At 61.8% G+C, this 15505-nt stretch carries 12 protein-coding genes; 7 read left to right on the top strand and 5 right to left on the bottom strand.

Annotated features, from left to right (window positions below; genetic code table 11):
* Positions 1 to 4 precede the first annotated feature (4 nt).
* Positions 5 to 658, bottom strand: a complete 654-nt coding sequence (locus NLX68_RS15920) for a Pr6Pr family membrane protein (RefSeq protein WP_254284757.1) — start codon at positions 656 to 658, stop codon at positions 5 to 7.
* Between the two features lie 4 nt (positions 659 to 662).
* Entirely contained in the window at positions 663 to 884 is a 222-nt protein-coding gene (locus NLX68_RS15915) for a VF530 family DNA-binding protein (RefSeq protein WP_010220998.1), read from the bottom strand.
* Positions 885 to 1081: 197 nt separating this feature from the next.
* On the opposite strand from NLX68_RS15915, the gene NLX68_RS15910 reads away from it, so the two are divergent.
* The 4 genes from NLX68_RS15910 (at position 1082) to lon (ending at position 9847) form a co-directional block, all read left to right on the top strand.
* Positions 1082 to 3142: a TonB-dependent receptor gene (locus NLX68_RS15910; RefSeq protein WP_254284756.1), complete on the top strand. Its 2061-nt coding sequence runs from the start codon at positions 1082 to 1084 to the stop codon at positions 3140 to 3142.
* Positions 3143 to 3472: 330 nt separating this feature from the next.
* Positions 3473 to 4831: a carbohydrate porin gene (locus NLX68_RS15905; RefSeq protein WP_254284755.1), complete on the top strand. Its 1359-nt coding sequence runs from the start codon at positions 3473 to 3475 to the stop codon at positions 4829 to 4831.
* A 30-nt stretch (positions 4832 to 4861) separates the two neighbouring features.
* Positions 4862 to 7270 carry a glucose/quinate/shikimate family membrane-bound PQQ-dependent dehydrogenase gene (locus tag NLX68_RS15900; protein WP_254284754.1) on the top strand — a complete coding sequence of 803 codons (2409 nt, stop codon included), beginning with the start codon at positions 4862 to 4864 and terminating at the stop codon, positions 7268 to 7270.
* A gap of 153 nt (positions 7271 to 7423) precedes the next feature.
* Positions 7424 to 9847, top strand: coding sequence for an endopeptidase La (gene lon, locus NLX68_RS15895; RefSeq protein WP_254284753.1), 2424 nt, complete (start codon positions 7424 to 7426; stop codon positions 9845 to 9847).
* Positions 9848 to 9913: 66 nt separating this feature from the next.
* Here the strand turns inward: lon and NLX68_RS15890 are convergent, their stop codons facing one another.
* From NLX68_RS15890 to NLX68_RS15880, 3 genes are all read right to left on the bottom strand, one after another.
* Positions 9914 to 10903 carry a hypothetical protein gene (locus NLX68_RS15890; protein WP_254284752.1) on the bottom strand — a complete coding sequence of 330 codons (990 nt, stop codon included), beginning with the start codon at positions 10901 to 10903 and terminating at the stop codon, positions 9914 to 9916.
* A gap of 80 nt (positions 10904 to 10983) precedes the next feature.
* The gene (locus NLX68_RS15885; protein ID WP_254284751.1) at positions 10984 to 11994 is read right to left on the bottom strand and encodes an alpha-xenorhabdolysin family binary toxin subunit B; all 1011 of its coding nucleotides are present in this window, start codon (positions 11992 to 11994) and stop codon (positions 10984 to 10986) included.
* Positions 11995 to 12006: 12 nt separating this feature from the next.
* On the bottom strand, positions 12007 to 13170 hold the full coding sequence (locus NLX68_RS15880; RefSeq protein WP_254284750.1) for an alpha-xenorhabdolysin family binary toxin subunit A: 1164 nt from the start codon (positions 13168 to 13170) through the stop codon (positions 12007 to 12009).
* A gap of 121 nt (positions 13171 to 13291) precedes the next feature.
* Between NLX68_RS15880 and NLX68_RS15875 the strand changes: the two genes are divergently transcribed.
* The 3 genes from NLX68_RS15875 to cmoB all read left to right on the top strand — a co-directional run bounded on the left by NLX68_RS15875 (position 13292) and on the right by cmoB (position 15472).
* The gene (locus NLX68_RS15875; protein ID WP_254284749.1) at positions 13292 to 13690 is read left to right on the top strand and encodes a protease inhibitor I42 family protein; all 399 of its coding nucleotides are present in this window, start codon (positions 13292 to 13294) and stop codon (positions 13688 to 13690) included.
* A gap of 85 nt (positions 13691 to 13775) precedes the next feature.
* Positions 13776 to 14519: a carboxy-S-adenosyl-L-methionine synthase CmoA gene (cmoA, locus tag NLX68_RS15870; protein ID WP_254284748.1), complete on the top strand. Its 744-nt coding sequence runs from the start codon at positions 13776 to 13778 to the stop codon at positions 14517 to 14519.
* A complete protein-coding gene (cmoB, locus tag NLX68_RS15865) occupies positions 14516 to 15472 on the top strand; it encodes a tRNA 5-methoxyuridine(34)/uridine 5-oxyacetic acid(34) synthase CmoB (RefSeq protein ID WP_254284747.1) in 957 nt (318 codons plus the stop codon). The genes cmoA and cmoB overlap by 4 nt, the downstream gene beginning before the upstream one ends.
* Positions 15473 to 15505: the final 33 nt, after the last annotated feature.

Genomic DNA, 15505 nt, shown 5'->3' with positions numbered 1-15505 from the left:
TACCTCAGGGTTGCGTCCTGGCCTTGGCCAGGCGCCCGCCCTGCCAATGATCGAGGCCGAGCAACAGCAGGCTGATGGCGACAAATCCGACCAGGATCGACAGTGCATTGAGCAGCACCTGAGCGTAACCCAGTTCGGCAACATCGATGAACGGGTAGGGATAGACTCCTATCACATGCCCACGCAGCAGCGTGTAGGCAAAATACCCTGTCGGGTACAGCAGCCAGGCCAGCAGATGCCTGAAACGCAGGCTGCCCTTCTCTACACAACACCACCAATAGGCCACGAACAGCAGCGGCATGACGTCGTGCAGCAGCTCGTCCGCCAGCCATTGCCAGCCCTGCGGGTGCCACAGGTGACGCAACAACAGGCTGTAGGCGAGGCCCACGAGAATAATGCTCGCGGCAATCCCGGAACTGATCCAGGGTGCGAGAAAAAAGCGCCGCAGCGGTGAGTCGCGGCCGAATGCTGCGTGACTGAGCACCACGGCGACCAGGGTGTTGCTGAGCACGGTGAAAAAACTGAACAACGTCACCAGGCCGCCCAGCAAGCTGGCCTGCTCCTGCCAGCGCGCCAGCAACAGCAGGTACATCTGGATCGCCAGCGCGCTCCAGCCCAGGCACGCGGCCAGGGCGATGAACAGCCTGCGCCGGCTCACCGGCTCAGCGGCCGCGTTGCATTTTCAGGTACAGGCGCTCGACCTTCTCCCGGGCCCAGGGTGTCTTGCGCAAAAAGGTCAGGCTCGACTTGATGCTCGGATCGCTCTTGAAGCAGCGGATATCGATGCGCTGAGCCAGGCCATCCCATTGGTAGTGCGCCACCAGCGCGGTGAGGATCTGCTCCAGGGTCACGCCATGCAGCGGGTTCTGATTAGCGGCGGTCATGCCTGTGCTCCAGCCAACGAAAGGTGCGCACCTTAGCTGAGGCTCGCCTGCAAGTCTTCAGACTTTTCGCTTTCAAGGTGCTGCTTACAGACATTCTAGTGTGGGCAAAGGCTCTAGCCAGCGCATAGGCGTTTTATCTTTAATGGTAATGTTATATTGTATCAATACTATAACACTGCCAAGGACCCCTTCCCTTCATGCCTCACTTACCCCTGCGCCTCTCCCCTCTCGCCGCCGCGCTCTGGCTGGCTTCACCCTTGAGCCAGGCCGTCGAGCTGCAACCTCAGGTAATCACCGCCAACCCGTTGGGTAACAGTGAACTGGCCGCGCCCAGTACCGTGCTCGACGGCGACGACCTGACCCTGCAACAGAAAGGCAGCCTCGGCCAGACCCTGAACAACCAGCCCGGTGTTGCCTCGACCTGGTTCGGCCCCGGCGCCAGCCGCCCGGTGATCCGCGGCCTGGACGGCGACCGTATCCGCATCCTGCGCAACGGCGTCGGCGCCCTGGATGCCTCGTCGCTGTCCTATGACCACGCCGTGCCGCTGGACCCGGCCACCGTTGAACGCATCGAAATCGTCCGCGGCCCGGCGGCCCTGCTCTACGGCGGCAACGCCATTGGCGGGGTGGTCAACAGCTTCGACAACCGCATCCCGACCTCGCCCATCGACGGCATTCACGGTGCCGGTGAGTTGCGCTACGGCGGTGCCGACACCACCCGCAGCAGCGCCGGCAAGCTGGAAGCGGGTGACGGCCGCTTCGCCCTGCACCTGGACGCCAACAGCCGCCAGTTCAATGACCTGCGTATTCCCGGTTACGCCCGCAGCTCGAAAGTGCGCGACGCCGACGAACCGGGCAGCAAGCATCGCCTGGAAAACAGTGACGGTCGCCAGGACGGTGGCGCGCTGGGCGGTTCCTATCATTGGGATCACGGCTACGCCGGCCTTTCCTACAGCCGCTACGACTCCAATTACGGTTCGGTGGCCGAGCCGGGCGTGCGCCTGGACATGCAGCAGGATCATTACGGCTTCGCCTCGGAACTGCGCGACCTCGACGGCCCGTTCAGTTCGGTGAAGGTCGACCTCGGCTACACCGACTACCAGCACCGCGAGCTTGAGAGCGGCGAGGTGCACACCACGTTCAAGAACAAGGGCTACGAGGCGCGGGTCGAGGCCCGACACCAACCGTTGGGGCCGGTCGAAGGGGTGATTGGCGTCCAGGTCAGCCGCAACGAGTTCTCCGCCCTCGGCGAAGAAGCCTTCGTGCCGCAGACCGACACCAACAGCCTGGCGCTGTTCATGCTCGAGCAGTGGCAAGCCACCGAACGCCTGAACCTGAGCCTGGGCGGGCGCCTGGAGCATACCCGGGTCGAACCCGACAGCAAGGGCAGCGAGCGCTTTGCCGAGGCCGATCGCTCGAGCAGCTTCACCGCCGCCAGCCTGTCGTCTGGCGCAGTCTACGAGCTGACCCCGGTCTGGTCCCTGGCCGCAACCTTGGGCTACACCGAGCGCGCACCGACCTTCTATGAGCTGTACGCCAACGGCGCCCACGTCGCCACCGGCACCTATGAGGTCGGCGATCCGAACCTGAGCAAGGAGAAAGCCATCTCCAGCGACCTGGCCTTGCGCTTCGACAACGGTACGCACAAGGGCAGCGTCGGCGTGTTCTACAGTCATTTCCGCAACTACATCGGCCTGCTGGCCAGCGGCAACCTGCGTGAAGGCCATGACCACGACCATGATCACGGCGATGAAGAGCACGATCACGACCATGATCATGACCACGGCGGCGATGTGCCCGAATACCTCTACCACGGGGTTCGCGCGCGCTTCTACGGCATCGAGGCCCAGGACCGCTGGCAATTGGCGCAAAACCGCTACGGCAGCTTTGCTCTGGAACTGTCCGGCGACTACACCCGAGCCAAGAACCTCGACTCTGGCGAAGACCTGCCGCGCATCGCCCCGCTGCGCCTGAACAGCGGCCTGCTGTGGGAACTGGACCGCTGGCAGGCACGGGTGGATGTGCAGCACGCCAGCGCCCAGCACAAAAAGCCGGCCAACGAGACCAGCACCGACGGTTACACCACCCTCGGCGCCAGCGTGGGTTACCGCTTCGACATCGGCCAGAGCCAGTGGCTGGCCTTTGTCCGCGGCGAGAACCTCACCGACCAGACGGTGCGCTACTCAAGCTCGATCCTGCGCGACATCGCCCCGGCGCCGGGGCGTAGTGTCGAGGTTGGCTTGCGTACCACCTTCTAAGCCAACGCCCATCCCGAGGGAGCCAGCCTTGCCGGCGATTGGTCGCATTGGTCTGCGCCCAGTCAGCGCCTGATGTGCTGATTGTGCCGGCCTCATCGCCGGCAAAGCCGGCTCCCACAAGGGATCAGTGTCACCTGCCTCACCCGGACTGTTACCGATCCGGCAACGGTGACTCTTGCTGAATTGACTTTTTTTCTTACAAGTTCAGCTATATCCTCCCCGCCGCAAGCTGAACCGCTTCAGTTTATTTCCCTGCAGCCTTATCGCCGATGATCCTCGGAACTCGGTGGCCTTGCCGTTTTTTCAATAATCAAAAGATAGCGCTATCTCATGCCTCAGAATGATCGTTTCCGCTTTTCCCCCGCCACCCGGACACTGCTTTCGGGCCTGGCCATCGCCAGCCTCGCGCCTTGCGCCCAGGCCGCGGCGATGTTCGCCAGCGACTCGCCATGGATGCTTGGCGACTGGGGCGGCACCCGCACGGAGCTGGCTGAACGCGGCTACGACTTCACCCTCGGTTACACCGGCGAGATGGGCGCCAACCTGCACGGCGGCTACGACGATGACGAAACCGCGCGCTACAGCGGCCAGTTCGCCCTCGGCAGCCACCTGGACCTGGAGAAAATCCTCGGCTGGCACGACGCCGAGTTTCAGTTGACCGTTACCCAGCGCCACGGCGACAACATCAGCAACGACCGCATCAATGACCCACGGGTCGGTGGCTTTACCTCGGCCCAGGAAATCTGGGGCCGTGGCCAGACCTGGCGGCTGACCCAGATGTGGATCAAGCAGAAGTACTTCGACGGCGCGCTGGATGTGAAATTCGGCCGTTTCGGCCAGGGCGAGGACTTCAACAGCTTCCCGTGCGACTTCCAGAACCTGGCGTTCTGCGGCTCCCAGGTGGGCAACTGGGTCGGTGACATCTGGTACAACTGGCCAGTCAGCCAGTGGGCGCTGCGGGTCAAGTACAACCTGACCCCAGAGCTGTACGCGCAAATCGGCGCCTATGAGCAGAACCCCTCCAACCTCGATCGCGGCAACGGTTTCAAGCTCAGCGGCAGCGGTACCCAGGGCGCGGTGATTCCGCTCGAACTGGTCTGGAGCCCGGCGGTTAACGGCCTGAAAGGGGAATATCGCGCCGGTTACTACTACAGTAATGCCAAGGCAAGCGATGTCTACAAGGACAGCAACGAACAACCGGCAGCACTGAGCGGCCAGGCTTATCGCAGCAGTTCGAGCAAGCACGGCTTCTGGCTCGGTGCCCAGCAACAGGTGACGTCGCTGGCATCAGACCACTCGCGAGGGTTGAGCGTGTTCGCCAACGCCACGCTGCACGACAAGAAGACCAATGCCATCGACAACTATGTTCAGGCAGGTGTGGTGTACAAGGGGCCCTTCGATGCCCGCGCCAAGGACGACATCGGTTTCGCCCTGGCACGCGTGCACGTCAACCCTGCCTACCGCAAGAACGCCCAGGCCATCAATCAGGCCCGCGGCGTCAGCGACTACAACGATCCCCTGTTCCGTCCGATCCAGGACACCGAGTACAGCGCCGAGCTGTATTACGGCATCCACCTGGCCGACTGGCTGACCGTGCGCCCGAACCTGCAGTACATCCGTCACCCCGGTGGCGTGAGCCAGGTCGATGACGCACTGATCGGCGGGATCAAGATCCAGAGCAGTTTCTAACCACCCTTTTCACCTAACGGAGAACACACGATGAGCACTGATGGTGCCTTGAGTAGAACCCGCTGGCTGCCGCGACTGATCGGTGTGCTGCTGTTGCTGATGGGCCTGGCCCTGCTGGCTGGCGGTATCAAACTGAGCCAGCTGGGCGGTTCGCTGTATTACCTGATCGCCGGTATCGGCTTCGCCCTGTCCGGCATCCTGCTGCTGGCCCTGCGCCGCAACGCCCTGGGTCTGTATGGCCTGGTGCTGCTGGGCAGCACCCTGTGGGCATTGTGGGAAGTGGGCCTGGACTGGTGGCAACTGGTGCCGCGCCTGGCCCTGTGGTTCGCCCTGGGCGTAGTGTTGCTGCTGCCGTGGGCGCGCCGCCCACTGCTGGGCAACCCGTCCAAGGCCAACATCGGCCTGCTGAGCCTGGCCGTGGCGCTGTCCGGCGCCACTGCGGTGGCCAGCCAGTTCACCCACCCGGGTGAAGTCAAGGGCGAGCTGGGCCGCGAAAGCGCCGAGATGAGCAGCACCGCGCCGCAGATGCCTGATGGCGAGTGGCAGGCCTATGGCCGCACCGAGTTCGGCGACCGCTACTCGCCGCTGCGCCAGATCACCCCGCAGAACGTGCACAAGCTGCAGGAAGCCTGGCGCATCCGCACTGGCGACCTGCCAACCGACAACGACCCGGTCGAGCTGACCAACCAGAACACCCCGCTGAAGGTCAACGGCAAGCTGTATGCCTGCACCGCCCACAGCAAGGTGCTGGCCCTGGACCCGGACACTGGTGCAGAGATCTGGCGTTTCGACCCGCAGATCAAGAGCCCGGTAGGCTTCAAGGGCTTCGCCCACATGACCTGCCGTGGTGTGTCGTATTACGACGAGAACAACTACGTCAATGCCGACGGCAGCCCGGCACCCAAAATCAGCGACGCCGGCCAGGCCGTTGCCGTCGCCTGCCCGCGCCGCCTTTACCTGCCGACCGCCGACGCCCGCCTGATCGCCCTGAACGCCGACACCGGCAAGGTCTGTGAAGGTTTCGGCAACCAGGGTGTGATCGACCTCACCACCGGCATCGGCCCGTTCACTGCTGGCGGTTACTACTCCACTTCGCCTGCAGCGATCACCCGCGAACTGGTAATCATCGGCGGCCATGTCACCGACAACGAGTCGACCAACGAGCCGTCCGGCGTGATCCGCGCCTACGACGTGCACGACGGTCGCCTGGTGTGGAACTGGGACAGCAACAACCCCGACGACACCGCACCGCTGGCGCCCGGCAAGACCTACAGCCGCAACTCGGCAAACATGTGGTCGCTGGCCAGTGTCGACGAGAAGCTGGGCATGGTCTTCCTGCCGCTGGGCAACCAGACCCCAGACCAGTGGGGCGCTGACCGCACCCCGGGCGCCGAGAAGTACAGCGCCGGTATCGTCGCCCTGGACCTGGCCAACGGCAAGGTACGCTGGAACTACCAGTTCACCCACCACGACCTGTGGGACATGGACGTCGGCAGCCAGCCAACCCTGCTTGACCTGAAAACCGCCGACGGTGTGAAGCCTGCGCTGATCGCCCCGACCAAGCAGGGCAGCCTGTACGTGCTCGACCGTCGCGACGGTACGCCGATCGTGCCGATCCGCGAAACCCCGGTACCGCAAGGTGCCGTCGAAGGCGACCGCACCGCGCCAACCCAGGCCCGCTCGGACCTCAACCTGCTCGGCCCGGAGCTGACCGAACAGGCCATGTGGGGCGCCAGCCCGTTCGACCAGATGCTCTGCCGCATCCAGTTCCGCGAACTGCGCTACGAAGGCCAGTACACCCCGCCATCGCTACAGGGCAGCCTGGTCTACCCGGGTAACGTCGGCGTGTTCAACTGGGGCAGCGTCTCGGTCGACCCGGTGCGTCAGCTGCTGTTCACCAGCCCGAACTACATGGCCTTCGTCTCGAAGATGGTGCCGCGCGCCGATGTCGCCGCCGGCAGCAAGCGCGAGAGCGAAACCAGCGGTGTGCAGCCGAACACCGGCGCACCCTACGCGGTGATCATGCACCCGTTCATGTCGCCTCTGGGCGTGCCGTGCCAAGCGCCAGCCTGGGGCTACGTGGCCGGTATCGACCTGACCACCAACCAGGTGGTGTGGAAGCACAAGAACGGCACCAGCCGTGACAGCTCGCCGATCCCGATCGGCCTGCCGATTGGCGTGCCAAGCATGGGCGGCTCGATCGTCACCGCTGGCGGCCTGGGCTTCCTCAGCGGCACCCTGGACCAGTACCTGCGTGCCTATGACACCAACACCGGCAAGGAGCTGTGGAAATCGCGCCTGCCGGCCGGTGGCCAGGCCACGCCGATGACCTACACCGGCAAGGACGGCAAGCAATACGTGCTGGTGACCGCCGGTGGTCACGGCTCGCTGGGCACCAAGATGGGCGATTACGTAATCGCTTACAAACTGGCGGATTGATCCACCAGCAAGGAAGGCTACCCTCGGGTAGCCTTTTTTGTCTGCGGCTGCTGCGCAGCCCATCGCAGGCGCCGCGCAACATAAGCCAATCAACCATTGAAACCGCCCTCCACCCGCCCCATCTAAGCACCATAGTCATTGAGCAGGTGCGCCATGAGCGATCAGCAGGATCTACCGGAACGTCCCGAGGAAACCGCCGAAGTCGAGCATCTCGAAGCCTCCGAACACAGCGGCCGAAACCTTGCCTTGCCGGGCCAACAGTTGCCGGACAAGGTCTATATCATCCCGATCCACAACCGCCCGTTCTTCCCCGCGCAAGTGTTGCCGGTGATCGTCAATGAAGAACCCTGGGCCGAAACCCTGGATCTGGTAGCCAAGACCCCGCATCACTCCCTGGCCCTGTTCTTCATGGACTCGCCGCCAGAAGACCCTCGTCATTTCGACACCTCGGCCCTGCCGCTGTACGGCACCCTGGTCAAGGTTCACCATGCCAGCCGCGAAAACGGCAAACTGCAGTTCGTCGCCCAGGGCCTGACCCGGGTACGTATCCGCACCTGGCTCAAGCATCATCGCCCGCCATACCTGGTCGAGGTCGAGTACCCGCATCAACCCAGCGAACCGACCGACGAGATCAAGGCCTACGGCATGGCCCTGATCAACGCGATCAAGGAGCTGCTGCCGCTCAACCCGCTGTACAGCGAAGAGCTGAAGAACTACCTGAACCGCTTCAGCCCCAACGACCCATCGCCCTTGACCGACTTTGCCGCCGCGCTGACCTCGGCCACCGGCAACCAGTTGCAGGAGGTGCTCGACTGCGTGCCCATGCTCAAGCGCATGGAAAAGGTCCTGCCGATGCTGCGCAAGGAAGTCGAAGTCGCGCACCTGCAGAACGAGATCTCTGCGCAAGTGAACCGGCAGATCGGCGAACACCAGCGCGAGTTCTTCCTCAAGGAGCAGCTCAAGGTCATCCAGCAGGAGCTGGGCCTGACCAAGGACGACCGCAGCGCCGACCTCGAACAGTTCGAGCAGCGCCTGCAAGGCAAGACCCTGCCCGCCGCCGCGCAAAAGCGCATCGACGAAGAGCTGGGCAAGCTGTCGATCCTCGAAACCGGCTCGCCCGAATACGCCGTCACCCGCAACTACCTGGACTGGGCCACCGCCCTGCCCTGGGGCGTGTACGGCAAGGACAAACTCGACCTCAAGCACGCGCGCAAGGTGCTCGACCAGCATCACGCCGGCTTGGGTGACATCAAGGAACGCATCCTCGAATTCCTCGCCGTCGGCGCCTACAAGGGCGAGATCAGCGGCTCCATCGTGCTGTTGGTAGGCCCGCCAGGCGTCGGCAAGACCAGCATCGGCAAGTCCATCGCCGAATCCCTGGGCCGGCCGTTCTATCGCTTCAGCGTCGGCGGCATGCGCGACGAGGCCGAGATCAAGGGCCATCGCCGGACCTACATCGGTGCCCAGCCGGGCAAGCTGGTGCAGGCACTGAAGGACGTCGAGGTGATGAACCCGGTGATCATGCTCGACGAGATCGACAAGATGGGCCAGAGCTACCAGGGCGACCCGGCCTCGGCGCTGCTGGAAACCCTCGACCCCGAGCAGAACGTCGACTTCCTCGACCACTACCTGGACCTGCGCCTGGACCTGTCCAAGGTGCTGTTCGTGTGTACCGCCAACACGCTGGACTCAATCCCCGGGCCGTTGCTCGACCGCATGGAAGTGATTCGCCTGTCCGGCTACATCACTGAAGAAAAACTGGCCATCGCCAAGCGCCACCTGTGGCCCAAGCAGTTGCAAAAAGCCGGGGTGGCCAAGACCAGCCTGAGCATCAGTGACAGCGCCCTGCGCACGGTGATCGAGGGCTATGCCCGCGAAGCCGGTGTACGCCAGCTGGAAAAACAGCTGGGCAAGCTGGTGCGCAAAGCGGTGGTGCAACTGCTCGACGACCCCGAGAAAAAGATCAAGATCGGCCCCAAGGACCTCGAAGCCTCACTGGGCATGCCGGTGTTTCGCAGCGAACAGGTGCTCTCCGGCAAGGGGGTGATCACCGGTCTTGCCTGGACCAGCATGGGCGGCGCGACCCTGCCGATCGAAGCGACGCGCATCCACACCCTCAACCGCGGCTTCAAGCTGACCGGTCAGTTGGGTGATGTGATGAAGGAGTCTGCCGAAATCGCCTACAGCTATGTCAGCGCCAACCTGAAGCGATACGGCGGTGATCCAAGCTACTTCAATGAAGCGTTCATACACCTGCACGTGCCCGAAGGCGCCACGCCCAAGGACGGCCCCAGCGCCGGGGTGACCATGGCCAGTGCGTTGCTGTCGCTGGCTCGCGACCAGGCGCCGAAGAAAGGCGTGGCCATGACCGGCGAGTTGACCCTGACCGGCAAGGTCCTGCCGATTGGCGGGGTACGCGAGAAGGTCATTGCCGCGCGGCGGCAGAAGATCTTCGAGCTGATCCTGCCGGAAGCCAACCGCGGAGATTTCGAGGAGTTGCCGGATTACCTCAAGGAAGGCTTGAGCGTGCACTTCGCCAAGCGCTTCAGTGATGTGGCGAAGGTGTTGTTCACTTGAAGGGGTTCTGGAAGGCGCGGGCTCTGAGAGCCCGCGTCAACCTGCTCGAGTACGGCTACCTAACGCTCACGGCTGATACCGGGTCAGCGTGCGGTTCATCTGCACCGCGCTTTGTTCAATTGTCTTCCATAGCCCCAGGAACCGCCCGAAGTAGATCGCAAACCGGGCCAGTTGCTGGCCTGAGGTAACGAGCTGCAGCTGATTACTCGACGCATCGATGTAAGCAGTGAGGCTTTGCCAGGCTGAATGAACATGAGACGAAGCCGTCACCACGGCTCTGAGCAGTTGTTCCAGTTTCCGCAGTTTTCCTGAGAGTTCCAGGAAACGTGATTGCAGTATCTGCCTGAGAATCTCCGCGATACCGCCCTGGGTCGCTGGTTTTACAAACTTGCCAATCTCATTGACCTTTCTCGTCGCCGCCGGAATGACCTGCATCCGAGCCTCATCGCGAAACCGAGTGGCCTCGATGCGCACACGCTCGACCTGGCGGGCGTATTCCTTCAATTGCTCCTTGAGTGCATTCACGTACGTGGGCAAGGACGACACAATCTGCCTATCGGCCACACTAAGCGCCAGCGCCTCACCGCCCAGCAAAGCATCCCAGGCCTCACGTTGCTTACCCAATGCCTTGGTTTGTGCGCACACATCCAGAATGACCTCCCCTGAACGGTTGATGTTGCCGGCGACAGTGACCAACGTATGGGTCAGCTGCAGGTTTTTCCCATACAACACCTCCCAGCCGTTGGCATGCTGTTTCACCTGGCGAGAGAATGCCAGCATGGCGTTACCATTCAGCTCAGGGTTCGATGACATCAACGCGCTGAGAATCGATGTCCAAGGGTTCGCCTGCCCTCCACCCATCCACTGAAAGATGCCAGCCGGTGAGTTCGGCAATCCCCGTGTATAGGCGACATACTCATTGAGGTCACGCACGTGTGCTGGCGACAAACTCAGGGCACCGGTGTCCTGCCCTGACGCCATGGCGCTCAACAACGCGCCGGGAAGACGTGACGCTTGTACTTGCCAGTCTTTATCCAGCCTTCCATTTGCAGTCATCAATAGCGCTCTCCTACTCGCCATTCAGCGCGCCACCCGCTTTAACTAACAATGGGCGGCGCACTGAGACACGGCCGTGATTAAAATGCTCGACGGAACTGGAAAACTATATGTTGAACATAGGCGACCAATTGTTTCAGCAACTGATTGAACGCCTGCGCGCCCTCAAAACTGTCCAGTTTTATCCTGCGTAGTTGACTGGCCACTGTCTCCAGTTGCACATGAATCTTCTGTTTTTCAGCCAGCCATTCCAGGCGTTTTGGTTTCAGCACGGTATATTCCGCCAGGGCCTGCAGATTGCCCTTCACTTGAGTCGCTCGTTGCTCCTTTTCGCGTTGTTCAGCGATCAGTTCGTTTACTTCCGTGCGCAGTGCCCGACGCAGGTCTTGCAGCCGCGAATACTGCATGCCTTGCTGCACGCCCTCCATCAATTTGCCCAGCGCCTCCAGTGCCTGCTCGACCGCTACGGCGGCGCCGGCCGTTGTGGCGCCCTGAGCGACCAGCCCCTGAAGCTGTTCAACCGTTGGCAATTTGCCTTGGAACAACTGTTCGATTCCATTGGCCTCAAACACACCGATGGCTTTTTCCAGCTCGGCAAGGTTTTCGCGTTTGCCGTTGAGCGTATCGGTTAGCGCCTGTAGCCTGCTGGCCAGGCGCTCCTGAGTCTCCAGGTAACTGGCCTGGTCGCGGCTTGCATCATAAACCGGCAGGCTGGCGATGGACTTCGTAGCGGTTATCACCCCAGAGACCACGACATCAAGTTCTGCAGCGATCTTGTTGTTTGAGATCTGCAGCTCCTCCAGGAAGAATTCCTCTTCTTCAGGGTCTCCCGAGGCCTCTCGAAAATCGTCAATCAGCTCATCAAGCTGGTATGATTTTATGGTGACCGCCAGCACTTCCGAGTTTTTAGCCAAGCCATCAACGTACCGTTGCATCCCTTTGTAGTGCCGTTCAACTGATTCATGCAGCAACGGCAGAAAGCCAAATCTACGTTGTTCCCAAAACGCGGAGTATGCCGACACGACCGAGAGAACCTTGTCCATATCCGGGACATTAAGCGAAGCACTCAAAGCGACAACATTATCATTCATCACGTTATATCCTTATTGGGCGGCTGCGGCGTCATCAAAAACACGATTCATATGCTGGGCAAACGTCTCAATGTCTTTCCATTGCCCAATGAAGCGTTTGAAAAATATCGCGAACTTGAACAACTCCTGATTGGATTCGATACGCTGGAGGTGTTCAATCGATGTATCGATGTACACCCCGATCAACTGCCAGGCCGATTGCAGGTGAGAGGCGGCTGTCACCACATCCCTGAGTCGAGTATCCAGCTGTCCCATTTGAGTGCCGAGGTCTTCCACCAGCCCTTCCAGGCGAACGGCCGCCTTGAGTTTCTGGCTGAGTTCACCGCGCTGGCCCTGCAGCTTGTTACGTTCCTTGCGGACTTTCGCCGCCTTGCTGCCATATATGCCGCCGGTTATAGCCGCGCCCAGCGGCCCCGCAGCCAGGCCACTCAGCGCTGCTTTGACATACTGGTCATACTCGGCTTCAAGTTTTTTGATTTCATTGTCCAGCTCGGCGAGATCTTCACGCAGCTGCTGTACTGCCCCGCTCGCCTTCTGACGCTTGATCGCCTGGGTTTTTACCGCGACCAAGGGGATCAGCTGTTCACGCGCGGTATCGCGAAACTGTTCAGTCTCTTCACGTACAGCGCCCACACGCCGAGAAAACAGGTCCACGTCTTCGCGCAGTACCTCCATGTAGTCCACCAGGTCGAGAACCCTGTGGCGGTCTTCTGTCCCCAGGCTGATAGCCTTGTCGAACTTGATGGTTTCCCACGCATCCCTGCGCTTGCCCAGCGCACGGCTGTTTTCGAGAATGACCAATATCTCGTCACCGGTGGTATTGATGCCATTGGCACTGGCCGCCAACTCGAAGCCCAGCTTCTTGCTATTGTCGGCAAGTACTGTCCAACGGCGTCCGTGTTTCTGTAGCTGCTTGTGCATCGCCTCCATCTTGTCCGGCATCAGGTCCGGCTCTTTGATGGTGGAATAGCCCAACCAGCGAATCACCGCAGCCTTGGCAACAGGAAGCTGGAAGGTATAGTTGGCATACTTGTTAAGGGTAACAATATGCTCTCGTGTCAGCGTCAACCCACCCTCGTTGGGGCCATCGCGCTGCGCCATTGCCTGAATGAGATTTCCGGGCAGGCGCTCAGCCTCATTCTGCAATGTGTCAATATTGATCTGTGTACTGCTCATGACCACGTCCCTGTTAAATAGCCAACTCGGCGGGGACCTTCAAACTAATACGGCTGCGAAGTGCCCTGCAGAGGGCAGGCTTTCCTGAAAGCCAATACCAGCCTGACGGACAGAATTGTCGATGAACATCAATTGCAAGCTGTTGGTCCTTGGTCTGTCACTCCTGACAGCCTGTTCACAAACGCCGGGCAAACACGACAACGTGGTGCTGGAAAAAGCAAGCCAGTGCCCTGTGCACCTGGAGACAGGCCAGACCCTCACCCTGACCCTGCCCAGCAACCCCAGCACCGGTTACCGCTGGCTGCTACAAAACCCGGCCAGCGGGATCCTGCGCAGCCTCGGGCCGGAGGTGTACAGCCATCCGGAAGACGCCGGCGTGGTCGGCAGCGCCGGGCAATCGTTGTGGCGCTTCCAGGCCCAGACCGCCGGCGAAGGCCATCTGCTGCTGGTCTACCAGCAACCCTGGGCCCCGGAAGTGCGCCCGGTGCAGACCTTCGATTGCGCAATCACGGTGAAGTAGGCGGCGCTGGTCAGCGGGCCATGCATCCTGCGGCCAGTTTGGCTAAAATGCCGGCCCTTTACCGCCCAACGCCTGGATTGCCCCCGTGAGCAAAGAACCCGACCGCCTATTCGCCCAGCCCCTTGGCCAGGTGCCCGACTTCGCCTTCAACGAAGACGTGGTGCGGGTGTTCCCGGACATGATCAAGCGTTCGGTGCCTGGTTACCCGACCATCGTCGAGAACCTCGGCGTGCTCGCCGCCCAGTTCGCCCAGCCCAACACTGCCCTGTACGACCTGGGCAGCTCGCTCGGTGCCGTGACCCAGGCCCTGCGCCGGCATGTGCGCAGCGAGGGTTGCCGGGTGATCGCCATCGACAATTCGGCGGCCATGGTCGAGCGCTGCCGGCAGTACCTCAACGCCCAGGACTCGATGTTCCAAGAGCTGCTGCCGGTCGAGGTGATCGAAGGCGATATCCTCGCCCTGCAATTTCAGCCGGCCTCGGTGGTGGCGATGAACTTCACCCTGCAGTTCATCGCCCCCGAACAGCGCCTGGAACTGCTCACCCGTATCCGCCAGGCGCTGCTGCCCGGCGGTGCGCTGATCCTCTCGGAGAAGCTGCGCTTCGTTGACGAGGAGGAACACGCACTGCTCACCGACCTGCATGTGGCGTTCAAGCGGGCCAATGGCTACAGCGAACTGGAAATTGCCCAGAAGCGCAGCGCCATCGAGAACGTGATGAAACCCGACAGCCTTGAAGAGCACCGCGAACGCCTGCTGGCGGCCGGTTTCTCCAAGGTCGTGCCCTGGTTCCAATGCCTAAACTTTACCTCGTTGATTGCCCTGCCATGATTGATTTGTCCCCCCTGGTCCGCCGCTTGGCGGGCACTCCCCTGGCGCAATGGGCACAAGGCCTGCAAGCGCAACTCGATGCCAAGATGGAAAAGGGTCATGGCGACCTGGAACGCTGGCAGGCCGCGCTCGACGCCCTGCCGGCACTGGAGCCTACGCACATCGACCTGCAAAACGGCCTCAATCTGGATTGCGACTGCGATGACGACACCCGTGCGCGCATGCAGCAGGCACTGATGGGCCTGTCACCGTGGCGCAAGGGCCCGTTCGACCTGTTCGGCGTGCACGTCGATACCGAATGGCGCTCGGACTGGAAGTGGTCGCGGGTCGCCCCGCACCTGGACCTCAAGGGCAAACGGGTACTGGATGTCGGTTGCGGCAACGGCTACTACCAGTGGCGCATGCTCGGCGCCGGGGCCGACAGCGTCATCGGTGTCGACCCCAACTGGCTGTTCTTCTGCCAGTTCCAGGCCGTGCAACGCTACCTGCCAAAGCTGCCGGCCTGGCACCTGCCGTTCGCCCTCGAAGACCTGCCGGCCAACCTCGAAGGCTTCGACACGGTGTTCTCCATGGGCGTGTTCTACCATCGCCGCTCGCCCATCGAGCACCTGCTGGCGCTCAAGGACTGCCTGGTCAAGGGCGGCGAACTGGTGCTGGAAACCCTGGTGATCGAAGGCGACGAAAATCAGGTGCTGGTGCCCGAAGATCGCTACGCACAAATGCGCAATGTCTGGTTCCTGCCGTCGGTGCCAGCCCTGGAACGCTGGTTGCGCCGCGCCGGGTTCAGCGATGTGCGTTGCGTCGATGTCAGCACCACCAGCGTCGAAGAACAGCGCAGCACCGAGTGGATGCGCTACCAGTCGCTCAGCGACTTCCTCGACCCCAACGACCATAGCCGCACCATCGAAGGCCTGCCGGCACCACGGCGCGCGGTGCTGGTGGCGCGCAAATAAAACAGGCGCCCAAATGGGCGCCAAAAATTCACC

This window comes from Pseudomonas sp. SBB6 (assembly GCF_024213215.1).
Lineage (GTDB): Bacteria > Pseudomonadota > Gammaproteobacteria > Pseudomonadales > Pseudomonadaceae > Aquipseudomonas > Aquipseudomonas donghuensis.
The sequence above is the reverse complement of the archived record's forward strand: the minus strand, read 5'-3'. Positions and strand labels throughout refer to the sequence as shown.